21 protein-coding genes are annotated in these 26780 nt (G+C 69.7%); 12 read left to right on the forward strand and 9 right to left on the reverse strand.

Annotated elements, in window-relative coordinates; all coding sequences use genetic code 11:
* Positions 1-186: 186 nt before the first annotated feature.
* The 3 genes from ACH4FX_RS42200 to ACH4FX_RS42210 all read right to left on the reverse strand — a co-directional run bounded on the left by ACH4FX_RS42200 (position 187) and on the right by ACH4FX_RS42210 (position 2475).
* Positions 187-405 carry a hypothetical protein gene (locus ACH4FX_RS42200; RefSeq protein WP_398487135.1) on the reverse strand — a complete coding sequence of 73 codons (219 nt, stop codon included), beginning with the start codon at positions 403-405 and terminating at the stop codon, positions 187-189.
* 9 nt (positions 406-414) lie between these two features.
* A complete protein-coding gene (locus ACH4FX_RS42205) occupies positions 415-657 on the reverse strand; it encodes a hypothetical protein (protein ID WP_398487136.1) in 243 nt (80 codons plus the stop codon).
* 462 nt (positions 658-1119) lie between these two features.
* Positions 1120-2475, reverse strand: a complete 1356-nt coding sequence (locus ACH4FX_RS42210) for a hypothetical protein (RefSeq protein ID WP_398487138.1) — start codon at positions 2473-2475, stop codon at positions 1120-1122.
* Positions 2476-2884: 409 nt separating this feature from the next.
* Here ACH4FX_RS42210 and ACH4FX_RS42215 point away from each other — a divergent pair, with 409 nt between their 5' ends.
* The 7 genes from ACH4FX_RS42215 to ACH4FX_RS42245 all read left to right on the forward strand — a co-directional run bounded on the left by ACH4FX_RS42215 (position 2885) and on the right by ACH4FX_RS42245 (position 14697).
* The gene (locus ACH4FX_RS42215; protein WP_398487140.1) at positions 2885-9157 is read left to right on the forward strand and encodes an acyltransferase domain-containing protein; all 6273 of its coding nucleotides are present in this window, start codon (positions 2885-2887) and stop codon (positions 9155-9157) included.
* A gap of 5 nt (positions 9158-9162) precedes the next feature.
* Positions 9163-9372 (forward strand): DUF5988 family protein, encoded by a 210-nt coding sequence (locus ACH4FX_RS42220; protein WP_398487141.1) that lies wholly within the window; start codon positions 9163-9165, stop codon positions 9370-9372.
* Between the two features lie 57 nt (positions 9373-9429).
* Complete coding sequence (locus ACH4FX_RS42225) at positions 9430-10284, forward strand: SDR family NAD(P)-dependent oxidoreductase (RefSeq protein ID WP_398487142.1); 855 nt, start codon at positions 9430-9432, stop codon at positions 10282-10284.
* A gap of 151 nt (positions 10285-10435) precedes the next feature.
* Entirely contained in the window at positions 10436-10687 is a 252-nt protein-coding gene (locus tag ACH4FX_RS42230) for a hypothetical protein (protein WP_398487143.1), read from the forward strand.
* A gap of 181 nt (positions 10688-10868) precedes the next feature.
* Positions 10869-12272, forward strand: a complete 1404-nt coding sequence (locus tag ACH4FX_RS42235) for an ABC1 kinase family protein (protein ID WP_398487144.1) — start codon at positions 10869-10871, stop codon at positions 12270-12272.
* A gap of 71 nt (positions 12273-12343) precedes the next feature.
* Positions 12344-13714, forward strand: coding sequence for a wax ester/triacylglycerol synthase domain-containing protein (locus tag ACH4FX_RS42240; RefSeq protein ID WP_398487145.1), 1371 nt, complete (start codon positions 12344-12346; stop codon positions 13712-13714).
* A gap of 83 nt (positions 13715-13797) precedes the next feature.
* On the forward strand, positions 13798-14697 hold the full coding sequence (locus ACH4FX_RS42245; RefSeq protein ID WP_398487146.1) for an alpha/beta fold hydrolase: 900 nt from the start codon (positions 13798-13800) through the stop codon (positions 14695-14697).
* A 1607-nt stretch (positions 14698-16304) separates the two neighbouring features.
* Here the strand turns inward: ACH4FX_RS42245 and ACH4FX_RS42250 are convergent.
* A complete protein-coding gene (locus ACH4FX_RS42250) occupies positions 16305-16565 on the reverse strand; it encodes a hypothetical protein (protein WP_398487147.1) in 261 nt (86 codons plus the stop codon).
* Positions 16566-17477: 912 nt separating this feature from the next.
* Between ACH4FX_RS42250 and ACH4FX_RS42255 the strand changes: the two genes are divergently transcribed.
* Both ACH4FX_RS42255 and ACH4FX_RS42260 read left to right on the forward strand, forming a co-directional pair.
* Complete coding sequence (locus tag ACH4FX_RS42255) at positions 17478-19343, forward strand: ABC transporter ATP-binding protein (RefSeq protein ID WP_398487160.1); 1866 nt, start codon at positions 17478-17480, stop codon at positions 19341-19343.
* Positions 19340-20335, forward strand: coding sequence for an NUDIX hydrolase (locus ACH4FX_RS42260; protein ID WP_398487148.1), 996 nt, complete (start codon positions 19340-19342; stop codon positions 20333-20335). The genes ACH4FX_RS42255 and ACH4FX_RS42260 overlap by 4 nt, the downstream gene beginning before the upstream one ends.
* Before the next feature lie 48 nt (positions 20336-20383).
* Here the strand turns inward: ACH4FX_RS42260 and ACH4FX_RS42265 are convergent, their stop codons facing one another.
* A complete protein-coding gene (locus tag ACH4FX_RS42265) occupies positions 20384-21289 on the reverse strand; it encodes a helix-turn-helix domain-containing protein (protein ID WP_398487149.1) in 906 nt (301 codons plus the stop codon).
* Positions 21290-21365: 76 nt separating this feature from the next.
* On the opposite strand from ACH4FX_RS42265, the gene ACH4FX_RS42270 reads away from it, so the two are divergent.
* A complete protein-coding gene (locus tag ACH4FX_RS42270) occupies positions 21366-22223 on the forward strand; it encodes an alpha/beta fold hydrolase (RefSeq protein WP_398487150.1) in 858 nt (285 codons plus the stop codon).
* 18 nt (positions 22224-22241) lie between these two features.
* Complete coding sequence (locus tag ACH4FX_RS42275) at positions 22242-23507, forward strand: FAD-dependent monooxygenase (protein WP_398487151.1); 1266 nt, start codon at positions 22242-22244, stop codon at positions 23505-23507.
* Between the two features lie 354 nt (positions 23508-23861).
* Here the strand turns inward: ACH4FX_RS42275 and ACH4FX_RS42280 are convergent, their stop codons facing one another.
* From ACH4FX_RS42280 to ACH4FX_RS42295, 4 genes are all read right to left on the reverse strand, one after another.
* Positions 23862-24413, reverse strand: coding sequence for a class I SAM-dependent methyltransferase (locus ACH4FX_RS42280; protein WP_398487152.1), 552 nt, complete (start codon positions 24411-24413; stop codon positions 23862-23864).
* A 41-nt stretch (positions 24414-24454) separates the two neighbouring features.
* On the reverse strand, positions 24455-24763 hold the full coding sequence (locus tag ACH4FX_RS42285) for a hypothetical protein (protein ID WP_398487153.1): 309 nt from the start codon (positions 24761-24763) through the stop codon (positions 24455-24457).
* Between the two features lie 75 nt (positions 24764-24838).
* A complete protein-coding gene (locus ACH4FX_RS42290) occupies positions 24839-25555 on the reverse strand; it encodes a cation transporter (protein ID WP_398487155.1) in 717 nt (238 codons plus the stop codon).
* Positions 25556-25891: an ArsR/SmtB family transcription factor gene (locus ACH4FX_RS42295; protein ID WP_398487156.1), complete on the reverse strand. Its 336-nt coding sequence runs from the start codon at positions 25889-25891 to the stop codon at positions 25556-25558.
* A 471-nt stretch (positions 25892-26362) separates the two neighbouring features.
* On the opposite strand from ACH4FX_RS42295, the gene ACH4FX_RS42300 reads away from it, so the two are divergent.
* Entirely contained in the window at positions 26363-26755 is a 393-nt protein-coding gene (locus ACH4FX_RS42300) for a hypothetical protein (RefSeq protein ID WP_398487158.1), read from the forward strand.
* Positions 26756-26780: the final 25 nt, after the last annotated feature.

A 26780-nucleotide genomic window follows, 5' to 3' on the forward strand; every position in this document is an offset into this window, starting at 1 on the left:
GTCGTCCTTGGCCTCGACGGAGGTGAGACTGCCGCCGCTGACCTTCACGGATATAGGGGAGCCGAGCTCGGCCGACTTGCTGCCCGCCGCCGGCGAGCACCCCACCGCACCGGCCGGACGCCACGAAAAGCCCCGCCAGGGGCGCCCTGGCGGGGCTTCGACGGTGGAACTACCGGAGGCGGACCCTCAGCGCTCCGTGAGTTCGGGCCACGCACTGCTGAAGTGCACGATCCGCGTGGCGTTGGGCAGCGAGGAGCCCGTGAGCTTCATGACCACACGGATGCAGTCCATCGGCGAGAACCCTTGGTCCCGGAGCCGACCCAGCACGGAATCCATCTCCGCGCCACCCGCCAGCGCCTCAGCCGCCTCGGCTTCCGCGGGAGCGCGTTCGGGCTCGCTGATCATACTGGTTCCTCATTCCTCGGGAATCTTGAACTTCAGGTCGGGCCCGTGACCGACCGGCCCGGACACCCGGACGCCCGCGATCCGCAACGTGCCCCCACCGTATCCCTGCTTACGCAGAGACGGCAGAAGGTTCCGCCGGATCTCCTTCAGCATGAGTGCGGTGCCTTCTCTGCCGAGGGAGCCACGACTCATGTTGCCCTGCCCGTACACGGCGATGTCCGACAGGGTGACCTCCAGACCCGAGATACTCACTCCCGCCATCATTTACATCGGGCCCTGCTCGGTTTCGATGACGTGGAGAAGTCCGGCAACCGGCGAGGTGTCTGCAACCGGTTGCGGGTTTGGGCCGTGGACGACAGGGGGAGCGGGTGTTCACCGCGTTGATGGCTCAGGGCGACGCCGATGAAGACCTGAGCCGGGCTGTCTCGGTGGACTTCACGATCGTGCGGGCAGCACGCGGCCGGGGCCTGCAAAAGGGGCCCCGACCGGCGGACCAGCCGGTCACGCCATCGGCCGGTCCCGCGGCGGACCGCCACGAAGATCCATCTCCCAGTCGATGACCGATGCCGGCCCTTGGCGGAAGAACAACGCACGAATGAGTTCCCAAAGTCCTCAGGTCCAGCACACCGGCCTTTCCCTCTTGGGCTGCGGAAGCGAGGAGGGCCTTGCGACGAGGTATGAATGGGTGGGCACCGGGAGGGTGATGCGGGTGGTCTATGGGCGGCGTTCACGGGACAGGGACTGCGTACGGTCCAGAAGGGCTTTGGCCGGCGGATAGGCGCGATGCGGCAGCAGGCTTTGGCGAAGACGCAGCAGGTGCTGGTCGGCGCGTCCTGATTGCAAAGGCCGGTAGAGGGAGAGGAATGTGTGCCAGTGCAGGCATGCGGCGTCCATATCGGCGATGCGTAGCTGGGTGGCGGCGATGTGTGCATGGGTGAGGGCGAGAGAACGGCGGTCGCAGGGGTCTCGGTGTCGTGCGGAGGCTTGGAGAGCCGTGAGGGCTTCGGTGTGCTGTTCCAGTGCCTGGAAGACGGCGGCTCGTTGGTAGTGCAAAGCGGCGAGCGGGTACTCGTCGAAAGGTTCGGATGGTTCCGAGAGCTCTTCGTGGCTGTTCTCTGCGGCGTGCATCAGTTTGCGTGCCAATGACGGCTGCCCGTCGTGGGCGGCTGTGAGGGCTTGCTGGATGCGGATATAGGCGGTCAGTGCGGGGTGGGCGGCGAGCCCCGCGATGTGGGTCGAGCTTTCGGCGAGAGTGTGGGCGTGATGCAGATGTCCGAGCCGGAGAGCCTGGGCGCTCATGGTGCGCAGGGTGATGGCGTAGGTTTTGCGGCATCCCGCGTAGTGGGCGAGGCTCAGGGCGGTCGTGAAGTAGCGGTGTGCCAGGTGGTGGTAACCGGCGTCGTCGGTCATCACTGCAAGGTGGTGGGTGAGTTGGGCGGCGTAGGTGAAAATCCGGTGCCGGTCGGGATGATTGGCGCGGCGCTCCAGCAGGGTGCAGATGTCCTCGGCGAGGTAGGCGGCCAAGGCGGTGCGCGCACAACGGCCGCCGTATTGCTGTGCCAGGTTGGTGAACGTATGCAAGATGCTCTGCAGGGCAGCGGTCTCGTTGGTGACGAGGGGGCTGGTGTGCGGTGGGGCTGGCGCGGCGGGGAATGTGGTGGGTGGCGTGCCTGCCGGTCGGATCGGGGCGTAGGCGGCACGCTGTAGCGCTGTGCGCTGTAGCGGATCGATGTCGCTTCGGGCGAGGGCGAGCAGTTGTCGTACCGGTGTACTGGATGTGGCCTGCTGTGGCAGCTCGGCAGTCTGGGTGGCGCTGAGCGGGGTGAGGCCGGTGTCGTAAGGGGTGATCGGGCGGCCGACGCGGCGGCTGAGGGCTTCAGCGGCCAGGGCCGGGACGGGGGCAGGGGGGCGGGATCCGCGGCGCCAGTGGGCGACGGATGCCCGGGAGTAGTTCAGCCCCAGTCCCTGGGCAGTGGCCAGGGCGTTGACGGCCCTGGCCAAGGAGGCGTCGGACCAGTCCGCTTCGGCCAGCAAGGCGGTCAGGCGGCGATTGGGCCCATAGGTTGGCATGTCCCCTCCCTGCCCCAGAGTGCGTTCACATGCTCACAAGCACTGTCCGCTTGATACACGGAGGCGCGTTACAACGTACGCGGGCTGGTGAGTCGTAAGCCTATGCCCACCGCTGACAGGTGCCTGCCCGGGTGTTCCGCCGGAGCGGAGGCATTCGCCGGGGCAGTGCAGCACAGCTCGGGCCCGGAGGGACGGAACGAGCGCGGTCGCGTGCCGTCGTGCGCCGGGGCTTGCCTCGCTGTCCGGCAAGGCCACCGAACGACGTGGGCGGCTGGAGCCGTGCAGCGTTCCTGCGTGGAGTGAGCAGAAGCGGCGGGTGTGCGCAGGCGCCGACGGTGAACTAGGAGGCCCAGTGAGTGCAGCGTTGTGCAGGCGCAATGAGGGGACAGGTCCGGAGGAACCGGTGGCGGTGGTGGGAGCAGGTTGCCGTCTGCCCGGTGGTGTCGTGTCCCTGGAGGGGCTGTGGCGCTTGCTGAAGAGCGAGAGGGAGGCCGTGACCGAGGTGCCACCAGGCCGCTGGGATACCAGGCGACTGCATGCAGAGCTGCCGCCGGACACCGTGGAACGGGTGCGCCGCGGCGGTTTCCTGGCTGAGGACATCACTGCCTTCGACCCGGATTTCTTCGGAATCAGCGGGCCGGAGGCGCGCTGGCTGGACCCGCAGCACCGGCTGCTGCTGGAGGTTGCCTGGGAAGCGTGCGAACACGCCGGGATTCCGGTGGATGCGTTGCGGGGAACGGCCACCGGGGTGTTCACCGGCATGTACGTACCGGACCACCTGGTGCGCTCCCACCGCACACCGCAGGAGACCGGCCCGTACTGGATGACCGGCGCGATGCACGGTGTAGGAGCGGGTCGGCTGTCGTTTCTCATGGACTTGCACGGGCCAAGCCTGGCGACGGACACAGCCTGCTCCTCCTCGCTGGTGGCCGTGCACCTGGCGTGCCAGAGCCTGCGGACCGGTGAGTGCGATGCGGCGCTGGCCGCCGGGGTGTCGGTGGTCCTCAGCCCGGAGGCAATGATCTCCGAGGCCCGGTGGGACATGTTCTCGCCCACCGGTCACTGCCATTCCTTCGATGCGGCCGCGGACGGCTATGTGCGCTCCGAGGGCTGCGGTGTGGTGCTGCTCAAGCGTCTGAAGGACGCGATACGCGACGGAGACCGGGTACTGGCGGTCTTACGCGGCTCGGCGGTCAACCAGGACGGACGTTCGGTCCGGCTGACAGCTCCCTCCCAACAGGCACAGCAGGAGGCCGGAGAGATCGCGTTGGCTCGGGCCGGGGTGGAGCCGGCCCAGGTCGGCATGGTCGAGGCGCACGGTGCCGGTACCGCGGTCGGTGACCCCATCGAGTTCGCGGCTTTGAACGCGGTGTACGGCGGGGGCCGGGGTCGGTGTGCACTCGGGTCGTTGAAGTCCAACATCGGGCACACCGAGCCCGCTTCGGGCATCGCCGGGCTGCTGAAGACCATCGTGAGCCTGCGGCACGGCCGCGTCCCGGCCACGCTCCACTTTCGCCGGTGGAACCCGCAGATCGATGCCGACGGATCCCGGCTGTTCGTGCCCACCGGGTGCCGGCCCTGGCCGGTCGAGGACGGCCCCCGGCTCGCGGCGGTGACCTCCTATGGAGTAGGTGGCACCAATGCGCATGTCATCGTCGAGCAGGCTCCGGCCCCCGCTTCCGCACGGGCCGGCGGGCCGGCACGGGAGAACGGGCACCAGGGCGCAGCCTCGGTGCGGCGCACGTTCCTGCTCAGCGGTGGCTCCGGCCCGGCGCTGCGGGCCGCGGCCGGCCGGCTGGCCGACTGGCTGGAGGACGAAGGGGCACGGGTGCCGCTGCGCGACGTCGCCCACACGCTGGCGGTGCGCCGCTCGCACGCCAAACAGCGCCTTGGCGTGGTAGCGGGTGATCGTCGCACGTTGGTGCAGCGGCTGCGGACCCACGCGGCCGGGGAACCGGCGCCGGGCATCGCCGAGGGAAACGTGGGGGCCCTGGGCGCCGGGGCGGTGTTCGTCTATTCGGGCCACGGCTCCCAGTGGGCCGGTATGGGGCAACGCCTCCTGGACACCGATGAACACTTCACGGCGGCGGTGGAGGAACTGGAGCCGTTGCTGCGGGCGGAAGGCGGATTCTCCCTGCGGGAAGTCCTGGCCGCACCAGGGGTGGTCAGCGGGGTGGACCGGGTTCAGCCGGTGATCTTCGCGTACCAGATCGCGCTGACCGCGATGTGGCAGGCCCACGGTGTGCAGCCGGCCGCGGTGATCGGGCATTCCATGGGCGAGGTGGCCGCCGCGGTGGTCGCCGGAGGTTTGAGCTTGGCCGACGGCGTCCGTGTGATCTGCCGCCGTGCCCGTCTGCTGCGGCGCACCGCCGGGCACGGTGCCATGGCGTCGGTCCAGCTCGGCGCGGCCGAGGTGGAACGCGATGTGCAGCGAGCCGGGGCGGACGCAGTCTCGGTGGCCGTGGTGGCCGCGCCGCACAACACCGTGGTGTCCGGCGACGCGGAACAAGTCGAACAGCTGCTGGAGGTTTGGGAGGAGCGCGGTGTCGGTGTGGCGCGGGTCCGGGTCGACGTGGCCTCGCACTCGGCACAGATGGACCCGATCCTCGACGACCTGTGCGCTGACCTGAAAGAGCTGTCCCCCCGCAGGCCGAAGCTGCGCTTTTACAGCACCGTGCTTGAGGACCCGCGGGCCGAGGCCGCCTTCGATGCCGCCTACTGGTGTGCCAACCAGCGCCGACCGGTGCTGTTCTCCTCAACGGTCGCCGCGGCCGCCGACGACGGCCACGGTCTGTTCCTGGAGGTCAACGCGCACCCGTTGCTGACCCGGGCGACGGAGGCGACGCTGGCCGGTGCGGGCATCACGCACGCACGGACCGTACCGGCCCTGAGCCGGGACGAGGATGAGCGCCTGACCTTCGCCACCCGGCTTGCAGCCGCGCACTGCGCCGGCTACCCCGTCGCCTGGCAGCGCTGGCTCGATGCCGGTCAGCTCGCCGAGGCCCCACCCACCACCTGGGAGCGTCGGCCCCACCGGGTCGAGCCATCGACACTGACGCAAGGCACCCCCGAGCGGCCCCACCCGCTGCTGGGTGAGCATGTGACGGACCCGGAAGACGAAGGGCGCCATCTGTGGCAGGGGGCCATCAGCATCGGCCGACTGCCCTGGCTGGCCGACCACCGGCTTGAGGGGCTGGCGGTGCTGCCCGCTGCTTGCTACGGCGAGATGGCCCTCGCCGCAGCCCGCGCTCTGTTCCCCGACCCGGCACATCGGGCCGAGGTCCACGACCTCGACTTCCAGCTCATGCTGGAAGTCGACGAGCACGAGATGCCGGTCGCAGTGACGTGTGAACCGGTCGATGACCACCGGGCCGGCTGGCAGATGCGCTCACGCCCGGCCCACGAGTCCTGGCAGCTCCACAGCACAGCCCAGCTCGGTCCCTGCGGCCCGGCGCCCGAAAAGACAACCGACCTGGCTGCTGTGCGTGCACAACACCCGCACTCAGTGGATCTCACCGCTCTCAGGGACCGCTGGCGCACCTTCCATGCTCTGGAATACGGACCGGGCTGCCACAGCCTGACGGCCCTCTACCTTGAGGAACAGGGCAGGCGCAGTGGCCTGGCAGAAGTGACGATTCCCGATCCGGCCCGGCCGGGCGCGTCCGGCTACCAATGGCATCCGGTGCTGCTGGACGCCTGCCTGCAGGCGATGCTCGCGCTGTGGCATCACGCCGAAGCCGTGGACGACGGGCACACCTTCCCCCGCGGCATCGGCACGCTGCGCACCTACGGCGACACCACGGGGGCCCGCTGGTGCCGCGTCCGGCTCGATGACGTCCAGCCGCGGTCGGCCACCGGATGCTTCCAGCTTCTGGACGACGATGGGCTCCTGATCGCCGAAGCCCGTGACGTACGGTTCGCACACGGCGCCGCAGCCCCGGCGGAGGAACGTTTCAACGCACCGCTGTTGCAACAGCAGTGGGAGCCGGCCCCACTGGCCGCTGCCGTCGGCACCGGCGGCAGCTGGCTGCTGGCCGGCGTCCGTGAGGGCGACCTGCAGGCTGTCTCCTTGGCGAGGGCCCTCGAAACCTGCGGCGCCACCGTGCACCAGTTGGCGGCTCCCCCCTCCACGCGCTCTTGGGACCGGCTTCTGAGCGCGTTCCTGCGGGACGCCGGTGGCGGCCTCGACGGCATTGTCTTGTGGCTGCCGTCCCCGCAGCCAGTGCCGGACGCGCTGGGGGCCGAGCACGCCCAGCAGCACGTGCTGCGCCTGGTGCAGAGCCTGCACGCACTCATGGAGCAGGAAGAAGGCGCCCGGCCCCGCCTGACGGTGATAACCCGTGCCGCCCAGTGGGCCCAGCCCGACGACTGCCCGCGGCTGGACCAGGCCGGAGTGCGCGGCCTGATGCGGGTACTGACCTACGAGCATCCGGAGTTGCTGCCCACCCTCATCGACGCGGACGACGACACTCCCGTGATGCGTCTGGCGGCCGAAGTGCTGGCCAGGCCCGAGGAGCGCGCCGACGAAGTCGCCTGGCGCGGCACCACCCGCTATATCGCCCGCCTCGCGCACGCTCCCCTGGAACCCCACGAGCGACGACACACCACCTGCCGTTTCGAAACCGATGCTCTGGCGGTGCACCGCCAGCGGGCTCACGACACCGGCTCCACCGAACTGGTGCATGGTGCCCGCTGCACCCCGGGCCCCGGCCAGGTGCAGATTCACATACAGGCCACGGGGACTGCCGTACCTGCTTCCGCGGACGGGCGCCCGGGCCCGGGCGCCGTGGAGTGTGCGGGCACGGTCAGCGCCCTGGGGCCCGGCGTGGACACAGTCGGTGTGGGACAGCCGGTGATGGCCGTGCTGCCACCCGGGGAGCTGAGCAACTATGCCGTCACTCGCGCCGACTGGGTCATGCCCGTGCCCGACGGCACCCGGCCCGCCGAGGCCGCCTGCCTGCCAGTGCCCTACCTGACCGCCTGGTATGCCCTGCGGCACCTGGCCCGCCTCGCCGCCCACGAACACGTCCTGATCCACGACGCCGGGCACGGCGCCGGCCTGGCCGCCATACACATAGCCCGCGCCCGCAACGCCCGCGTCTGGGCCACCTCCGCCACCGACGCCCAACGCCGCTACCTGCGCGGAATCGGCGTCACCTGCCTGCCCGATCCGGGCCCACACGGCTTCTCCGACGTGGCACGGCAGGCCACCGGGGCGGCCGGCTTCGACGTCGTCTTCACCCCCTCGGCCACCGCAGCTCCGACGCTACGGGCCTGCCTGGACACGCTCGTCCCCGCAGGACGATACGTGGCAGTCACCACTCCCGCCGACACGGACGCGAAGCGGTTTGCGTGGTCGGCCTTCGGCAAGGGCATCACCGTCAGCTCTTTCGCCCCTGACCATCTGCTGACGGGCGCCCCCGAGACCGTCGCCGCCGTACTGGCCGAGGTCGGCCACGCCCTGGGCGGCGACCTGCCGGCCTGGCCATGCACCGTCTATCCGATCACCGATGCTGCTGCGGCGCTGCGCGCCGCCCCGCACGGCCGGCACACCGGGGCCCTGGCGCTGGCCTGGCCCGGCACCGGCCCGGCCGTCACCGTCGTACCACCGAAGGACGTACCGATCGTCCGCACGGACGGCAGCTACCTGATCACCGGCGGGCTGGGCGGCCTGGGCATGCTGGTGTGCCGCTGGCTCGCCGAACGGGGGGCGGGCACCATCGTCGTCAACGGCCGCTCGGCGCCCTCCGCCAAGGCCGTTGACGTCCTGGACGAGCTGCGCGCAGCCGGCACCCGCATCGAGGTGGTGTGCGGTGACATCGCCGCCGCCGGCACAGCCGAGAAACTGGTGGTGGCCGCCGAGGCCGACGGGCTGCCGCTGCGCGGGGCTGTGCACGCCGCCATGGACCTCAAGGACGCCACCGTGGCGGGCATCGACGCACCGCTCCTGCAGCGGGTCTGGCGCCCCAAGGCCCTCGGCGCGTGGCGGCTGCACGAAGCCACCTGCGATCGCGAGCTGGACTGGTGGGTGTTGTTTTCCTCCTTCACCTCCACCGTCGGCTCGCCCGGCCAGGGCGCCTACGGCGCAGCCAACGCCTGGCTGGACGAATTCGCCTCCTGGCGCCGCGCCCACGGCCTGCCCGCCACCGCGATCAACTGGGGGCCCTGGGCCGAGGTCGGGCGTGGCGCGCAGACCCGGGACCGCGGTTTCGACATGATCAACCCCGACGAGGGCATCGCGGCTCTGGAGCACCTCCTGCGCCACGACCGCCACCGCACCGCATACATCGCCTTGCACCCGCACGACTGGCTGGCGGCCTACCCCGCCACGGCATCGTCCGCCTTCTTCCAGCGGCTGCTGGCATCCCCGAGCGACACCGAGACCCCCGGCAACCTGCTGGACGACCTCACTCGCGCACAGGCGCACCAGCGCCTCGACCGCCTACGCGACCACATCGTCGGTGAACTCGCCGACGTGCTGGGCCGCGACGCCGAGCGCGTCGACCCCGGGGCCTCCCTGGTCGCCCTGGGCCTGGACTCCCTGCTGACCATCGAGCTGCGCAACCGGCTCCAGCGCACCCTGCGCTGCGACATCCCACGCACCACCCTGTGGACCAAACCCACCCTGACCGCCCTGGCCGACGATCTGCTCGACCGTCTTGCCCTGCCGCAGAAGGGATGACCGCCATGTCCCACACCACCGAAGCCCTGCTGGAAGGGGGCCCGGACCACCTGGCCGGACGCCGGTCCGTGACGCAGACCGACAGCGGCGCCGACCTCAAGATCCCCCACCTCAACCGCTACGAGCACTACACCTTCAGCGGCACCCTCCAGGACAGCGACGGCACCGCCGTACAGGTCTTCCGCTGGACACATCACACCTTCATCGCCGAGTAACCCCCACCGCGCCGGGCGGCCCGGCGGGCGCCGCCCGGCCCCGGACTTAGGAGAGACATGCCATCGACTTCTTCCCCGCTCCCGCCACTGGACGGTGCCAAGATCCTGCTGACCGGCGCTTCCTGCGGCATCGGCCGTGCCACGGCCCAGATCCTCGCCCAGGCCGGAGCCGACCTTGCCCTCAACGGCCGTCGGACAGAAAAACTGCAGGACGTCGCCGCACTGGTCGGAGCCGAAGGCCGCTCCGCACACCTGCTTCCCGACGATCTCAGTGACCCCGACGCGCCCCGGCGGCTCGTCGAAGCCGCAGCCACCGGCCTCGAGGGGCTCGACGCCCTGATCCACATCGCCGGAGCCTATACGGCCGACAACGCCGGACAGTTCCGGCTGGCCCCCTTGCTCACCAGTGAAGGCGAGGACTGGTCCGCGGCCATCGCCGTCAACTTCACCGCGGCTCTGCACCTGTGCCGCAACGCCCACCCCTATCTGGCCAAGTCAACGAACCCATCCGTCTTACTGATGTCCTCCGCCGTGGGCCTGATGGGCGCGCCCGCCGGCGAGGCATACGCCATGACCAAGGCCGCGCAGGTCTCCCTCGTCCGCAGTCTCGCCGTGGCCTGGGGCCCGCAGAACATCCGCGTCAACGCCCTGTGCCCCGGAATCGTGGACACCGGCGCATTCGAAACCCTCGAAGGCGACGAGGAACTGTCCCGCTGGCTGCGCAGCCGCACCCCGTTGGGCCGGTGGGCCACCGTGCAAGACATCGCCCAGGCCGTGCTGTTCCTGACCTCCCCGGCAGCCGGGTTCATCACCGGCCAGGCCCTCGCCGTCGACGGCGGCATGTCTGTGCCCGGCAGTGGCTTCACCGCCCCTGACACCACCGCGACACGCACACCATCCCCCTCCCGCTGACCGCATCAGCCAGAGTATGACCGTGGCGGCCGGCCCTGCCCCGCTCCGGACGGATCCTGACAGTGGCGCCGCACCCGAGATGCACCAGGCGGTCAGTGCCTGATGTTCGCTCTTGAGACCCCCGACAGGTTTGACCGGCAAGGAGACCGATATGGCCAAGAAGAGGATCACTGCGGGCATGGTGCTCGACCAGGTACTCGACTACGGCAAGGACGCCGGCAAGGCGGCGCTCGACGCCGTCACCGGAGGCCGACGCCGCACGGCGAACAACAAGACGGACAAACAGCAGCAGCAAGCCCTCGCTGCCCTCACCGCAGAAGTCCGCCACCTGGCACAGCGCCTTGCGGCGGCCGAGACCGGCAAAGCCTCCACCACCTCGGGCAACCGGCGGGACGGCGAGTAACCGCACCACATCGAGAGCGAAGGAGGGCCGTATGCCACGGGGACGCGCGCGCCGTACGGCGGGCATTGTCGGCCGGACCCTCTGCGCGCAGGCTCTCCATGCCGTTCGGACACCCTCTGGCGACCCCCCGTCTGCGGTACATGACAAGCATCGGCAACGGGCCCGTACCGTCCGCGCCACCTTGGAAGAACTGGGCCCGCTGTATGTAAAGGTCGGCCAGATTCTCGCCACCCGCCCCGACTTCGTACCGCACCATGTACGCCAAGAACTCGCTCAGCTCAACGACGAGGCCACCGTCGAGCCATTCACCGCCTTCGAGCCGGTCCTGGAAGAGGAACTCGGGCCGGGCTGGCGCGACCGGTTCCAGGCCGTTCACACCGGTGAACCTCTCGGTTCGGCCTCGCTGGCCCAGGTCTACGAGGCCGTTACCGCCGACGGCACACCGTGCGTCATCAAGGTCCAGCGCCCCGGAGCCCGGACGGCCGTGCGCGACGACATGAAGGTCCTGCGCAGAGCCGCCCGTCTGCTGGGCCTGGCCGCTCCCCGCTTCAAAGAAGTCGTCGCCCCTGACGCGCTGCTGGAAGCTCTGTTCACCGTCATGGAACCCGAGCTGGACTTCACCCGCGAAGCCAAGAACATGAACGCGGCTCGCATTCATGTCGCGCGGTTCACGAGGCTGTCGGTGCCCATGGTCATCGACGCCACCCCCCGCGTCCTGGTGCAGACCCTGGCTGACGGCGTCCCCATCAACAAGGTGAAGCCCGACACGCTGACCAACGAACAGCGCACCGCCCTGGCAGGCGACTTGATCGCCTTCATGCTGCGGTCCTATTTCGTCGAGCGTACCTTCCACGCCGACCCTCACCCAGGCAACATCCTGATCAGCGACACCGGCACGGCCCACCTCATCGACTGGGGCATGGTCGGACGCATCGACCGCAACGCTGGTACCGCCTTCCTGGGGGCCTTCCTGTCCCTCGTGCGCAACGACGGGGCGGGCATGGCCCGGCAATGGATCAATCTCGGTTACGCGACCCCGTGGAGCAACATCAGCGGCTTCATCGCAGACGTATCCAACGCCGTGCCGCACTGGGCCGACGCCTCCCTGGACGAACTGAACTTCGGCGTCGCCCTCACCGCAGTCCTGCGCTTCTCCACCAGCCGCGGCATCAGGATCACTCCGCTGGCCTCCGTCGTCGGCAAATCCGTGGCGAACATCGAAGGATCCGTACGCTGCATCTGTCCCGACCTCAAACTCTCCGACGCACTGCGCGATGCCCTGCCCGACATCGTCAAAGACCTGCTGGGCGAAATATTCAGCGCCGAACAGGTTGCCCAGTCGGCCATCGACGGCCTCACCGCTGCGGCCAAGGTGCCCAGCCAGGTGGAAGCGCTCCTGGACGACATGGCCGGGCGGCAATTCACCATCCAGTCCCGCGCCGGCCTGACCGATGCGCGGTGGCAGCCACGCACCCTTCTGCGCGGGGTGCTGACCACCAGCCTGGTAACCGCGGCGGCCGCCGCACTGACCCGAAACCGCACCCGGCAAGAGCAGGAAGCCATGCGCCGTACGCCGTTGGCCTGACCACGGCGATCGCCGCCCGCATGGTGCCCTCGCTCGCACTGACACCGCAGCCGAGACACCGAGGAGTCCTCATGGCCACATTCACACCGGGCCCAACACCGACAGCAGCACCCGGCGCGGACCTCATGAACTGCAAAGACCACCTGACCTGGCGCGTGGAGGGCGGAACCCGCGCCCGGCCCGTCATCGTGACCATCATGTTCCTGGAAGACAAGCTGCCATGGGAGCAGTTCGTCGCCTGGCACCAGCAGCTGTGCGCAGGTATGCCCCGCATGCGTGCGCGCGTCCAGGAATTGTCCTCACCTCTCCGCCGCCCCCACTGGGCAGCGGACCCCGACTTCCGCCTCGAACAACACCTGCAGCATGTCACCGTCAGCGGCAAAGGCACCCGCCGAGACGTTCTGGAAACGGCCGCGACACTGGCCGAAGTACCCTTCTGCCAGAGCCGCTCCCCCTGGAACGGCTACCTGATCGACGGGTTGGACGATGGCTGTTCCGCCTACCTTCTCAAGATTTCCCACAGCATCGCCGACGGTGTCCGACTGCGCGAGATGTTCCTGCGCCAAGCCGCCACTGACGGGCCAACCGCCCCCAGCACACCGTCGCCCACAGCCGAATCACCCGCCCCCGCGGCACACCACCGCCTCCGCGCCAAGGATGCGGTACGGCGCCTGGGCAAAGCCGTCCAGTTCATCACCCAGGCCCTGAACGACATCCGCGACCGGCCCTACCCCATACCACCGGTGAAGACGCGCTTCGCCCGGCGTTACTACACCACCAAGGTCCCCACCGACCCGTTCAAGAGCGCCGCTGTCGCCTGCGGCGGGACCGTGCACGACGCACTCGTCGCCGCGGTCGCCCAAGGCTGCCACCGATACCATCGGTCCCGAGGGACCCAACGCGAGCGTCTGCGCGTCTTTTCCCCCTACGCCGAGCCCCCGCTCACCGCACGCGTCCCCTTCTCCCCCATGGGCAACCACTGGTTCATCGTCCGCTTCCCCCTGCGCGCCGACCAGCCCGATCCACGCCGACGCATTCGTGAAGTCCGCAGCGCCGTCCAAGTGGCCTACCACCGCGACGCCGCCGACTGGATGGGCGCCGTCGCCCGCATCAGCCCTCTCATCCCCTTGCGCTGGTTCGAGGCCGGCTTCCTGCGTCTGTGTGCCTCCCACGACTTCGGCATCAGCAACATGCCCGGCCCCCGCGCGCCTCTGTCCATAGGCGGGACCCGTGCCCGGGAGATTTACGCCATCGCGCCGGTCATGGGCTTCGCCGTAGCCGTCACCCTGTTGTCCTATCGCGACCACTGCCACGTCACGGTGAACATCGACCCTGACGTCATCGCGGACCCTGACCTGTTCGCCCAGTACATCCACGACGGCCTCCACGAGATAGGCGAGCTCCACGCCCCGGCACAGCCGACATCTGGCGATCACACCTGACCGGCCACGGCGGGCCCGTCCGGTATCGGTACGGGCCCGCTTTCGTCTCACCGCACACCAGGGCCCGGAAGGAGCCCGCCTCCGTGACTGAACAGTTCGCCCACGCCAACGGCATAAGCATCTGCTACGAGACCATAGGGGTCCCGAGCAACCGCCCCCTTCTCCTGATCTTCGGCATGTACGGCCAGCTCATCTGGTGGGACGACGCCCTGTGCCATCAACTGGCAGAAGAAGGCTTCTACGTCGTCCGCTTCGACAACCGCGACAGCGGCCGCTCCCAGCATCTGCCCAGCCCGCCCCACCTCCTGCGCACCGCACTGCGCCTCACCCGGCCGGCCTACACCCTCGCCGACATGGCCGAAGACGCACTCGGCCTTCTCGACCACCTCCGCCTGCCAGCAGCTCACATCGTGGGCGCCTCCATGGGCGGCATGATCGCCCAAGTGCTGGCCCTCAGACACCCCAGCCGCGCACTGTCCCTGACATCGATGATGTCGACACCCGGACGCCCCAGGATCAGCCGCTGCACCAAACCCTCGCTCCTGCCCTACCTCCTGCACCGCTGCCCCTCCGACCTCGACGGCTACATCAGCACCAGCACGGCCATGCTGCGAAAGCTGTCCTCCCCCGACCGCCCCTTCGATGAGCGCGGTACGCAGACTTTGCTTCGCCGCAGCCACGCCCGAGGCGTCGACCCCGACGGCACCCACCGTCAGATGGCAGCCGTCCTATCCGCAGCCGACCGCACCCAGGCTCTTCGGAACCTGGACCTCCCGGCCCAAGTTCTGCACGGAACCCGTGATCCCCTCCTACCTCTGGCGTGCGCCCGGGCAACGGCGCGCGCTATACCTGGCGCACAACTACGGACCATCCCCGGAATGGGACACCACTTTCCGCCCGAAGGGTGGCCACACCTCATAGAGGGGCTCCATGCGGTAGCGCAACGATCCGGAAGTGGCTCGCCACCCTACGAAAACCCGTAGGACACCCGACCGACGCCGCCCGCGTTCGCCGATATCGTCCGCTTCACGATGCTCACTGCGCCGGCGCTCATCGGACGGAACCACGGAATCCGCGTGCCTCGGCCTCGGAGGCAATTGAGGCCGGAAGCATCGGTCTGTCACCAGCTCGCCAGTCCCACGCCTCGATAGCACGACTGGCCAGCGCACGGGACTGCGCCAAAAGGTTCTCCTTCGGCTTCCGACAGAACAAGTGCGTCTCGGCCACCAGCAAAGGATCATTCATGCGCCGGTTTTAGCGCACGCAAGGCTCCACCGAAAGCCAACGTGGCCCGCTAATCGGTGAGAATACGACGGCCAGCGCCCTTGGTCCCGCAGTTTCCACCCACGGCGGCGTGCCCCACGACTCCGGCGTCGCCTCGGCCGTGATCAACACCTCCCAGCAGGTCGGCGGCGCGCTGCGCCAGGTCTTCGTTGTCCCCGCCCGGCAGCGGAGCGACGCCAAGGGCGCGCAGCGCGGCCCGGACAGTTCATTCGTGTGCCCCCTATGCGACGCAGAGCCTGCTGGGCAGCGGTCGCGGTCATGGCCGGTGATGTCCGCAGCGTCCCGAGGCGGTGTTCGCCTCCCGGCGGGCCGACTATGCGGCGTCGCGCAGTCGCGTGGCTTTCGCGAGGGGCCCAGTTCTGACATGGCCTCCTCGAAGGTTCGTGCGGCCACGGTTCGGCCTGGCCGGCGATGCTCCGCTACCGGATCGTCGCGGGTAGCGGGCCTGCTCGCGCAGTCCCGGAGCCGGGGCGTGGGCCGGGTCCGTGGTGTCATTGCCGCCGTCGGGGCCCGATTTGGGGAGCTGCCACAAGACGTGGCCGCACCGACGACGCGGCGCCGCCACTGGCGTTTCTTTTCCTCCAGCAGCGCCTTCTTCAGGGCTATGCCGACGTACGCCGTTCGGTTGAAGACACCAGGTCAGCGACGGGCCCCTGGCCTCAGGGGGCTGATGGACGGCCGGCCGCCGTGGTAGCCCTTGCACCGCGTTACGCAGTCTGCCGACGAGACCTGCCGCAGGAGACCACCTCAAGCCCACCATCCGCTCCGCCCGCTTCACTGTCCCGATCCCCCTGGCGCTCGGCGTTATCGTCGCCCCGATTGCCTGGTACCCGCTCCGGGCCCGGCCTGAGGCAACGGGCCGGCCGGGCAGGGTGGGCTATCGGGAGACGCGGGTGGTCGGTGAGCCGCGGTGGCCCGCAGGCGGGGCCCGGCGCGGGGCACGGCCGACGTGCGGGGCGTGGTAGAGGTAGGCGTCGTTGGCGAAATTGTTGATTCCGTACATTTCCTCGTTGTGCACCAGCACCGGGGCGGTACCGACGAGGACGTAGTACGTGTGCAGACCGTCGACGGTGATGGCTGTCCGTCGTCGTGAGGGAGCCGCCGCTGTTCCTGTCGAGAGTGAGGCCGGTGAACTCGCGGTCGTCGGGAGTGTAGATCGTGGCGTCGACACGGCGTGCGCCGGTGACACCGCTTTCGGGGTCGGTGGCCAGGACCGTGTCGCCGACCTGGATGTCCTCGATCGGCCGGTCGGTCCCGTCACCCGCCAGGACCCGGGTACCGGCAGGGAAGCTGTGCTTGGGTTTCTTCACACAGGGGGCACCACCTTGCCGAACCGAGTCCCCTTGGCGACGTCTTCGACGCCTTCAGCGGCCTTGCCGAGCAGCTTGACCTTACCCAGGGGAATCACACCTGCGGCAGCCATGGCGCAGCCGCCCCAGCTGGGTTCCTTGATGCACCTCTCGATGTCGGCGCCGCCCGAGACCTCCCAGGCGGCCTTGCCGACGAGCTTGACGAGTTCCGGATCGGGCTTGGTGAAGATGACCTCGTACTTGTCGTGCTGTGTCACGCACGGCGGCACGGTGTCACGGTAGTAGGGAATGATGCAGGGCTTCTTCTTGTTCTTGGCCGCACCGCAAGACCCCGTCCCCGATCTCGGGACTTGGTTGCACATCCTGGGTACGACCACCGTGCTGCTGCGCTACCACGGAGCCCGCTTCGGCACCCGCCACGTCCAACGGCATCGGCAGGCGATCGTTGTGGTCGGCCTGGACACCCTGCACCGAGGCGCCGGCCTGGCTTCGGGCCGATTGCTGTTCGGCCTGGTCCGCCCCTTGGATCCTCACCACCACCCATCCCATGCACTGCTTTTGCCCCTCCCACCAGAGGGAGCACGTGAAGGAGCCCGAGCTGCGGCCACAGGCCCTGCGCAGACACCGGACGAACCAAACGGAGACGGATGGCGACCGGTCTGAAGCCGCCCCGCGGTCGCGCACCAAGATGGTGCCGGCAGTCGCGGACGCTTCCGTAATGGCCTCCCCCTGCTGCCGTGGCCGCCGCTCTGGAGAGCAGGGGAACGAGCCGTAGCGCGAAAGGTCGGCAGGCGCGGCCCATCCACCACGGCCGCGAGCGGACCCGCTCCGCCTGGCCGCAAGGTGACACCCCGCACCTCATGCACCACAGTTCATTCCACGAGTCGCGGCCGCGCCGCGGTGTGGCCGACGGCTATCTGCACACAGCGGGTCGGCGTTTCGACCATGGTCGTGCCGGAGGACGACCCGCCCGTGGCACGGGTCCGTGTATGCGGGTGCCCGGATACGAGGTGGGTGGCGTGAGCGAGCCCACCGATGCATCAGCTGATCATGTCCCCGAGCCGCGCACCGCCCCGCGGCCGTCAACTGCGCTGTCCGACGCGCAGGCCCAGCAAGACCGGCCGGAAGCCCAGCAGGAAGACTCGACGCAGCCGGGTGCCGAGCCGCAGATGCGCTACGTGGATCTGACCGGCCGCCGGGAGGCAGCCGGCCGCTCGATCCGGATGCGCGACATGGCCCGGCGCCTGCCGCAGCTGGTACGGCGGTCGCTGGCTCTGGCCTGGCGGGTCGACCGTAGGGCGACCGTCGGGCTGCTGCTGTGCCAGGCCGCCGCCGGCGTGATGCAGGCCCTGGGCCTGGTCGCCATCAGCGGAACGCTGAGCGCTCTGCTGGCCAGCGGAGAGGTCTACGACCGGCTTCTGCACGCGTGGCCGTCGGTGGCCTTGCTGGCCGGCGCCGCCGGCGTACGCGCCCTGCTGAGCATCACCGTCGGCTGGCTGTCCGCCCGGCTCGGCCCGCTGATGTCGCGCGAAGCCGAACAGATGCTGCTCACCGGCTGCGCCGAGGTGGAACTGTGCGCCTACGACGAACCCGACTTCAACCGCGACCGCGAGGCCGCCGACCGCGGGGCGCAGGTCACCGGTGACCTGATCGACGAGGGCCAGGGCCTGATCGCCTCCTCGGCCTCCTTCCTCGCCGGGGCGATCGTGCTGGCCGGCGTGCACTGGATCCTGCTTCCGCTTCTGGTGGTGGCCAGCCTGCCGCAGGCCCTGGCCCAGTTCAGCGCCGCCCGGGTGCGCTACCTGGCGAACGCCCGCAGCAACGGCGACCAGCGCATGCTGTCGGTGCTGCGCTGGCACATCTTCACCCGTGAGGCGGCCGACCAGATCCGCGCCGGCACCATGGCCGCCTTCTTGTCCGGCCGCTACCGCCAGACGGTCGCCCGGATCAACCGCGAGGACCGGGCCGCCGCCGACCAGGGCGCGCGGATGTCCCTGGTCGGCGCGCTGTGCGGCGGCCTGCTGTCGGCCGTGGTGTGGGCGGCGGTCGTCATGCTGCTGGCCGCCGGTCGTATCAGCGTCGGGCACGGGGGCACGGCGGTTTTCGCCCTGCAGACGGTGGGCCAGTCGGTCCGCGGGCTGGTGGCCATCGGCGCGCGCGCCGTACGCACCGGTTTGTACATGGACGACTGGAGCAACTTCCTCGACAAGGCGGGCGGGTTCCGTATGCGCCGCGGCCCGCACCGTCCCGAGCCGCCGAAGACCATCGAGATCAAAGCGGTCTCCCACCGCTACACGGGCAAGAACCGCGACGCGCTGTCCGAGGTGTCGCTGACCTTGCGCCGGGGTGAGGTCATCGCCCTGGTCGGCTTCAACGGCTCGGGGAAATCGACGTTGTCGAAGCTGGCCTGCGGCCTGTACCTGCCCACCGACGGGCAGGTGCTCTGGGACGGTGCGCCGACCGGCGAGGCCCATCCGCACAGCCTCTGGCAGCAGGTGGCCCTGGTCCCGCAGAACTACGCGCACTGGCCGCTGACCGTGCGCGAGAACGTCACCCAGGGACAGCCCACTGCCCAGGGCGACGCCGCGGTGTGGGAGGCATGCCAGGCCGCCGGTGCCGACGAGGTCGTCGACCAGCTCGGCGCCGGCCTGGACACTCTCCTCGCCCGGGAGTGGCTCAACGGGGAGGAGCTGAGCGGCGGCCAGTGGCAGCGCGTCGCTCTCGCACGGGCGTTCTTCCGCGAGGCCGGGCTGCTGGTGCTCGACGAGCCGACCGCGAACCTGGACCCACGTGCCGAATACCGCATCTTCCAGCGGCTGCGGGACCTGGCGCGGGACCGGGTGGTACTGCTGGTGACCCACCGGATCACCAACGTGGCCGTGGCCGACCGGATCGTGGTCCTCGACGAGGGCAGGATCGTGCAGGAGGGCACCTACCAGGAACTCGCCCAACAAGACGGAGGACTCTTCCAGGAACTGCTGTCCTACCAGGTCACCGCAGAGGCGGATGGCCACCAGCACGGACGGCGCTCATGAGCTGCCCCAGTGCCGCTTCGCGCCGCGCAGCCGAGACGGACGCCTCGTCAGCCACGTCCCCCTTCGAGCACCTCACCCGAGGTGATCACGTGCCGCCCACCCGCTCTCACATCCGTGCGACCGTGGAGGCGTATCTGGCCCGGCATCACGATGAGCGAGACGCTCTGGCCAGTCTGCTGTCCGTCGCTGACGGCACCGACGGTCCGCGTCACCGTGCCATATTGCCCGGCCGCATCACGTGCAGTGCGGTCGTCATCGACCGCGACCGGCGGGTGCTGCACATCGGGCACAAGGCATCGGGGAAGCTGCTCGCGCCGGGCGGTGACGCCGGGAAGGGTCCGAGCCTTCTGGCCGCGGCCCTGCGGGAGGTGTGCGAGGAAGCCGGGGTGCGCCCCGGTGACCTGTGCCTGACCCCGCAGCTCCTGGGTGATCCGATCGACATCGGTATCGACCACGTTGAGGCCGACCCGGCCACGGGCGAGCCCGGCCACCAGCGCTTCGACTTCCGCTTCGCCTTCTACTTCAGCGCCGAGCAGCCACCGCGCATGGCCTTGCAGGACGACGAGGTCTGCGCTGCCCAGTGGCGCGCGTTCGCAGACGTCAGGCCGCCGGCCCTGCGCACCAAGCTCCTTCAGGCCGAGTCCCAGGGACTCGACGGGCGATCGGAGCCCGTCAGCGCCTGCGTGTTGCTCCACGACGGCCACGGCCGCTACCTGCTGCACCTGCGGGACCAGATCGAGGGCATCTGGCATTCTGTGGGGGTCCTGCGCGCGACTGACCTGAATCGTCGCTGTCTTCGCAGCTCAGAAGGTAGTTGCACGCACCGGAGCGAAAGCAACACATGTGGTGCAAGTGGCCAGGCCGTCAGGTCAGTCGCGAGAGAACGCTCCCGGGGTGCCGTTGTTCCAAACTTCCGCTGCCCAAGCCAAGGGCACACCAACCGAGCAGTGACGCGCGCAGCCAGCAGCAGCCGGGCCGGTAGGCGCCCTTGACGGCTGAGCGCCGCCGAACCCGTCCAGCGCAGGTGACCGCGGCGACGTTCACAGAGGTAGTCGTCTCACCTCCGGCCGGCGACCGAGCGGGAGATCCCTAGAGAGGTGAGGCTTGGCGGGTGTTCCGCGGCTGGGCCAGGCGATGTCGTCAACGGCGAGAAACGCCTCGTCGGCCACGGCCCCGGGGGTTGCCCCGGTGAACGCCATGACGTCTCGATGCAGGTGGGACTGGTCGGCGTAGCCGGCGTCGGCAGCGACTTGGGCCGCGCCTTCACCCGCGACCAGGCGGTGGGCGGCATGGTCGAAACGGACCAGCTTCACGGCGCGCTTGGGCGGCAGGCCGAGCTGTGACCGGAACCGGGACCACAGGCGTTTACGGCTCCATCCGACATCGGCCGCAAGTCCGTCGACCCGGGCCAGGCCACGGCTGCCGACGATACGGTGCCAAGCCCAGACCACCTCCGGGTCTACCGGCGGCCCCGCCACATGCCGACGGGCGAGCAGCACGTCCGTCAACGCGAAGCGATCCTGCCACGCCGAGACGTCGCCCAGTTGCTCGCGGAACCGGGACGCCTCCCGACCCCACAGGTCGCCCAGGGACACGACGGCGCCGCCGAAGTCGGCGGGGGAGACACCCAGCACCGCGCGTGCGATCACCGGGGACAGGCGCACCTGCACGCACTCGACGTTCTCTCCCCGCGCCCGGACTTCGCCTCCGGACCCGAACCCGGGCCCGGCAACGACGCTTCCCCTCTGCTGCCGTCCGGCGGCACAGTCAAGGACGGGCGAGCCGGCGCCGAACTCCACGAGCAGCGTCACGGCCGGGTGCGGGACCATCCGCAGCGGGGCCAGGTCACGGACACGGAACCCGGCCATGGTGACTCCGGCCAAGCTGCTGGGACGCTGCGGGCACGCGACGTCCCACACAGCCGCACCGTGCACGAAAGTCCGCACCGCCCCATGCTACGTGAGCCGGCGCAGGGGAACATTCGTCCAATCCGTGCTGGGCACCGGCCGCGACAGTGGGCTCATGACTGTTTCTGACGGCGGACCGCACGTGAACGGCAGCGCCGAGGCCACCGAGAGTTCAACCCTGCCGCTGGACGACGGCGACATCCACGTGTGCCAGGACGGCTCCCACGACGCCCCCGCACTCCTGCTCATCCACGGATCCGCATCCTCGACCCGCTCGTGGGATCCGCTGACTCCCCTGCTGACCACATCTCACCGCGTCATCCGGATCGACCTGCTCGGGCACGGCCGGTCGGCCAAGCCGGCCGACCGCAGCTACGCACTCCCGGACCAGGCATGCCGGGTCGGCGTGGCACTGGACCGGCTCGGCGTCGAACACGCCGTGGTCGTCGGTCATTCCAGCGGCGGCGTGGCCGCCGTCGCCCTCGCCGAACAGCGACCCGACCTGGTGACCGCGCTCGCGCTCATCAACACCGGACCCCGCCTGGACGCCTTCATCGCGCCGCAACCCGCCGCAGTCGGACTCTCGCAGTGGCCGCCGACCGACGAGCAGATCCGCCGGTTCGCGAGCACCGCTTTCAGCCGCGCGGGCTACCGGGTCCCACCGGAGCTCCTGGACGAGGTGCGCTGTATGACCCACCACACGCTCACCGCAACGATGCAGGCCGCCCGCGACTACCTGGAGCAGCAGGCGCTTCCGGACCGGCTGACGGCCCTCGGCAAACCGCTACTGGTGGTCTTCGGTGAGGACGACCGCAGGTGGAGCTCCTCATCCGCCGCCGATTACCGCGCCGTTCCGGGCGCGAAAGTCGAGTTGCTGCCCGGTCTCGGGCACTCCCCCATACTCGAAGATCCCCCGCGGACCGCCGCCCTCCTGCTGGCCTTCACCACGATCCACGCCGTACGGGTGGACTGAATGACAAGGAAGGACGGCATGCGGATTCTCGTCTCCGGCGCCAGTGTCGCCGGTCCGGTGCTGGCGTACTGGCTCACCAAACACGGCTTCCTTGTCACGGTCGTTGAGCGCGCGCCGACTCCGCGCAAGACCGGCGGCCACGCGGTCGACCTGTTCCGGCCCGCGATGGACATCTCGGAGAGAATGGGCGTGCTCCCGCGCGTCGAGGAGCGGGCCACCGGCACCAACCGGATGACTGTCTACAGAGAGGGCGCCCGGCGTCCCGTCCGGGTGGACCTCTCCAAGATCTTCAGTGCCACCTCCGATCGGCACATCGAGATCATGCGCGACGACCTGAGCGAGCTCTACTACGACGCGGCGCGCGACGCCGCCGAGTTCATTTTCGGCGACTCGATCACCGCGATCTCGCCCGACGGCGAGGTGCGGTTCGAGAACGCCGCGCCGCGCCGCTTCGACCTCGTCGTCGGCGCGGACGGGCTGCACTCCAACGTGCGCCGCCTCGTCTTCGGCGACGAGTCCCGCTTCAGCGCCTTCATCGGGGCCTACCTCGGGGTGCTGTCCCTGCCGAACGTCTCCGCTCTCGACGGCGAGCTTCTCATCCACGTCGGCGCCGGCCGCACTGCCGGCATGTACGGCGCGCGGCACCTCGGCGACGCACGGGCGTTGTTCCTGTTCCGGAGCGAGCGCGAGCTGGTCTGCCACCACCACGACGCGCCCCGGCAGAAGGAGCTGCTGCGCGGCGCGTTCGACGGCATGCACCCTGACGTGGACCGCTGGCTGGACGAGCTCGACCGCACCCCGGCGTTCTACTTCGACTCGATCACCCAGCTCCGCATGGACACCTGGTCGCGGGGGAGAGTGACGCTCGTCGGCGACGCGGGCTACTGCCCTGGCCCGGCCGTCGGCGGCAGCACCAGCCTGGCCGTCGTCGGAGCGTACGTCCTCGCCGGGGAGCTGGCGCGGGCGGGCGGTGACCATGAGCGCGCCTTCCCTGCCTACGAGCGCACGATGGCGGCCCACGTGCGCGGCAGCCGCGCGGCAGCGCTCAGCGCGGCGAAGACCCTGATCCCCACCTCACGCCTCGGCGTGCAGGCACTGGCCCAGGGCACCCGCCTGATCTCCGCCCTGCCCGCAGGACCCAGCCGCGCCCTCCTCCGCCTCACCACCAAGAGCGCACGCCTCTACAACTCCATGATCGTCGACGTCTATCCGTCGCCGCCCACCACATCACGAGGCGCGGCCGGCCTCGCGGGCGACTCCGGGAATGGAGTCGGGGTGGAGTGAACGCCACACCGTGATTTTCCGGGCCGCGACGTGTTCTCCGGGCCTCGACGAAGCTCCAGCGGCCCGCCGAAGTCATGTACACACTGATCTCTCATTCGAAGATCCAGCCGGACCCTTGAGCCGAGCCGTGTACTCACGGTTGACGGATCGGGCAGCATCGAGGGCTTCCGGGCACTCTTCGCGTCTGCCCGCTTCGTCCGAGGGCACCTTGGGACGTCGTACGGCACCGCCCCGGCCCCCGTTCCCTCAGCTGCCCTCATTCGAGCTGCCACGTGCCGGCACCGCCTCCCGCATGCACGGGATCGAGGGAGAACACGCCGAACTCCGGCCAGTCGGTGGCGGTGAAACTCCCCCTTATCCCCGCTTCCGACGCACCCCGCGCAGCCCGTTCCCACCCCGTCCTTGCCCGCCCGCAGACAGTCCCCAGGGCACCGCTCCCCTCCCGCCGGGCCGCAGTACGCGGCGGACCTCGGCGGCCAGCGCATGGATGTCCTTGGTCGACAGGGCCATGCAGAGCAGCATGTGCGCGAAGGCCGCGTCGACGGAGGCGTCCGGCAGGGGAAGCGGCTCGTGTACGTCGTGGACAGCGGTGCTCAGCCGCGCGGTGACGCCTTGGGCCTGGGCGGCCTGCCGGAGCTGCTTCAGACCGGCAGGGCTGAAATCGGTGGCCTGGGCGGTGAAGCCCTCGCGGGCGAAGTGCAGGGCGTCCCGGCCGTGCCCCGCACCCAGTTCCAGTACGTCTTCCGCTCCGGCGGCGCGGAAGAGCAGCGCGGCGTGAACAGCTGGAGAGGAAGGTTCCTCGCCGTACATGCTGGGATGGGCGGCGTAGGTCTTCTGCCAGCGCTGTCGCTGCGCCTTGGCCAGTTCCCTGGCGCCGACGGCCGGTTCCCTGGCATCGTCGGTCATGCCTGCTTGCTCCCCTTCCTTGCCGGGTCTGGCCGGTCGGCCTAGAGGGCGCTGGTCAGGGCCTGGCGGAGCTGATCCGCTGTGGGCGCGCCCGCCAAGCCGTCGGGGGTCCGGTAGAGGCGGCAGGACAGGCCCGGTGCCCGGCCGGGTTCCTCGAAGGCGTCCTGGCCGTTGATCAGGATCGTCGGCGAGCCGGTGCATCGCGCGGCCTCGGCGCTGGTGTGGTCGGTGACGGAGTGCGTCCGAAACACCACGTCGTGCAGGCCGAGCTCGTCGAGCGCATGGCGGAGTCGGTCGGCTGCGATCCCGGCGTTCGGACAGCCGGGAACGATCAGCAGGTCGAGCTTCATGGCGTCCTTGGGCGCATGTCGCGTCCTTTCGTACGTTGCGTCCTGGGGCGTGTCATGACGCGTCCGGAGGGGGGTTCAGCTGCCGCAGTCGCAGCCCGGTCGGCAGCCGCAGGGGGCGGCGACCATGACGGCAGTCGGCCCCGCAGGACTCTTGGCCGGCGCGCAGCAGCCCTTGCCCTGCCAGACGTCGCGGCCTTCCTTGACGGCGATCGCGGCGATGACGAGCGCGGCGACCGGATCGGCCCAGGACCAGCCGAGCAGCCAGTTGGCCAGCAGACCGGCCAGGAGCACGGCGGAGAGATACGTGCACAGCAGGGTCTGCTTGGAGTCGGCGACCGCGGAGGCGGAGCCCAGCTCGCGGCCGGCCTTGCGCTGCGCAGCCGAGAGGAACGGCATGATCACCAGCGACAGGCCGGCGAGCACGATGCCGGGGACCGAGTGGCCGGCTTCGCCGGTGCCGGTCAGCGCACGGACGGAGTCGACGGCGACGTACAGGGCGAGGGCGAAGAAGGAGACGGCGATGATCCGCAGGGCGCGCTGCTCGCGGGCTTCGCGGACGGCGTGGTCGGTGGCGGAGAACTGCCAGGCGACGGCCGCGGCGGAAGAGACCTCGATGACGGAGTCGAGCCCGAAACCGATCAGTGCCGTGGAGGAGGCGAGAGTGCCGGCGGTGACCGCCACGACCGCCTCGATGACGTTGTAGGTGATCGTGGCGGCGACCAGCAGACGTATGCGCCGGGTCAGCACGTCACGTCGGTGGACCGGGCCGGGGCCGAGGGATATCGCGGCCATTCAGCAGCACCCCTTCTCGTCCGCGTCCGGGCAGGTCTTGTCCGCTTCGACCGCGATCACGGCCGCCAGCAGGTCGTCCAGCGCGTGGCCGAGGCGTTCGTCGGCGAGCTCGTAACGGGTACGCCGGCCATCGGGCGTGGTGACGACCAGACCGCAGTCGCGCAGGCAGGCCAGGTGGTTCGAGAGCCGGGTGCGGGAGATCTCCAGGGCATCGGCGAGGTCGGCCGGGTAGGCCGGTGCCGTGCGCAGGGCGAGCAGGATGCGGCAGCGGATGGGATCGGCGAGGGCGCGGCCGAACCGCGCCAGCACGTCGATGTCAGCGGCGAGTGTCAGCACCCTCCGACAGTACACGGATCCCTGAATTCACGGCATCGTGAATTATTCGTTCCAGTTACGTCTGGTTACGTCTGGCCGGCATGGCGCCGCGGGTGGGGCTGAAGCCACTGGTCTCGGCATCTCAGCTGTCGGCGGCCGAGTACTTGGAGCCGGGGAACCGAGGAGCCGACGGAAGACGCAGGCCGGGGACGCTCGGAGGCGATGCCCATCCAGCCTGCCGCTGCATGAACGCCGGGTCCGAGCAGCCCTCGATCCGTCTGCCGGGGAACGCGACCGTGGCCGTCCGCGGAGGCCAAGCCGGCAACGCCCGCGACCGGTGCCTCGCATCACCGCAAGGTCGCCATGAAGCAGACCACATCACCGGATGGAGCGGCCGCTTCTTTGATCGACGCGTGTCGCCCAGCATAGTTTGGCGTCATGAGGGGTGGATTGCGGGAGCGTTGGAGGAGCCAGCCGCGGTGGGCGAGATGGGTGCTCGTCGTGTACGTAATTGGCTTCTTCGAAGGGGCCTGCGTGCATTTCAGCGATGTGGTCAGGGGTGGAATCCATGCCTACGCGTCGTTCCCGCAGGTTTCCATCCAGGCGTACTTCGTCAGCCTGGTGGTTCTCGATCCGCTGGTCGTCGTGCTGGTGACACTCGTGCAGCCGGCAGGTGTCCGGCTGGCCGCCGGTGTGATGGTGCTGGACGTCTCCGCGAACTGGATCGGCAACTGGCCGTGGCTGCGGGATGACCCGGCACGACTGCTGCAACCGGTCGGACTGCTGCCCATCACTCTTTTCGGCCTGTTCGTCGTCGCGTCTTCGATTCCTTTGTTTCGAGCCATGACGAGAAGGGGCCCAGCGCCGGCGGCCTTCATGTCCTGAGAGAAGCCAGGAAGCCCCAAGGGGC

Origin of the sequence: Streptomyces sp. NPDC018019 (genome assembly GCF_044327805.1) — a bacterium.
Classification (GTDB): Bacteria; Actinomycetota; Actinomycetes; order Streptomycetales; family Streptomycetaceae; genus Streptomyces.

What these genes read in the sequence shown, in the direction of transcription:
- ACH4FX_RS42200 (WP_398487135.1), bottom strand. Translation starts at nt 405, where the DNA reads ATGATCAGCGAGCCCGAACGCGCTCCCGCGGAAGCCGAGGCGGCTGAG.
- ACH4FX_RS42210 (WP_398487138.1), bottom strand. Translation starts at nt 2,475, where the DNA reads ATGCCAACCTATGGGCCCAATCGCCGCCTGACCGCCTTGCTGGCCGAA.
- ACH4FX_RS42220 (WP_398487141.1), top strand. Translation starts at nt 9,163, where the DNA reads ATGTCCCACACCACCGAAGCCCTGCTGGAAGGGGGCCCGGACCACCTG.
- ACH4FX_RS42225 (WP_398487142.1), top strand. Translation starts at nt 9,430, where the DNA reads ATGCCATCGACTTCTTCCCCGCTCCCGCCACTGGACGGTGCCAAGATC.
- ACH4FX_RS42230 (WP_398487143.1), top strand. Translation starts at nt 10,436, where the DNA reads ATGGCCAAGAAGAGGATCACTGCGGGCATGGTGCTCGACCAGGTACTC.
- ACH4FX_RS42240 (WP_398487145.1), top strand. Translation starts at nt 12,344, where the DNA reads ATGGCCACATTCACACCGGGCCCAACACCGACAGCAGCACCCGGCGCG.
- ACH4FX_RS42255 (WP_398487160.1), top strand. Translation starts at nt 17,478, where the DNA reads ATGCGCTACGTGGATCTGACCGGCCGCCGGGAGGCAGCCGGCCGCTCG.
- ACH4FX_RS42260 (WP_398487148.1), top strand. Translation starts at nt 19,340, where the DNA reads ATGAGCTGCCCCAGTGCCGCTTCGCGCCGCGCAGCCGAGACGGACGCC.
- ACH4FX_RS42270 (WP_398487150.1), top strand. Translation starts at nt 21,366, where the DNA reads ATGACTGTTTCTGACGGCGGACCGCACGTGAACGGCAGCGCCGAGGCC.
- ACH4FX_RS42275 (WP_398487151.1), top strand. Translation starts at nt 22,242, where the DNA reads ATGCGGATTCTCGTCTCCGGCGCCAGTGTCGCCGGTCCGGTGCTGGCG.
- ACH4FX_RS42280 (WP_398487152.1), bottom strand. Translation starts at nt 24,413, where the DNA reads ATGACCGACGATGCCAGGGAACCGGCCGTCGGCGCCAGGGAACTGGCC.
- ACH4FX_RS42285 (WP_398487153.1), bottom strand. Translation starts at nt 24,763, where the DNA reads ATGAAGCTCGACCTGCTGATCGTTCCCGGCTGTCCGAACGCCGGGATC.
- ACH4FX_RS42290 (WP_398487155.1), bottom strand. Translation starts at nt 25,555, where the DNA reads ATGGCCGCGATATCCCTCGGCCCCGGCCCGGTCCACCGACGTGACGTG.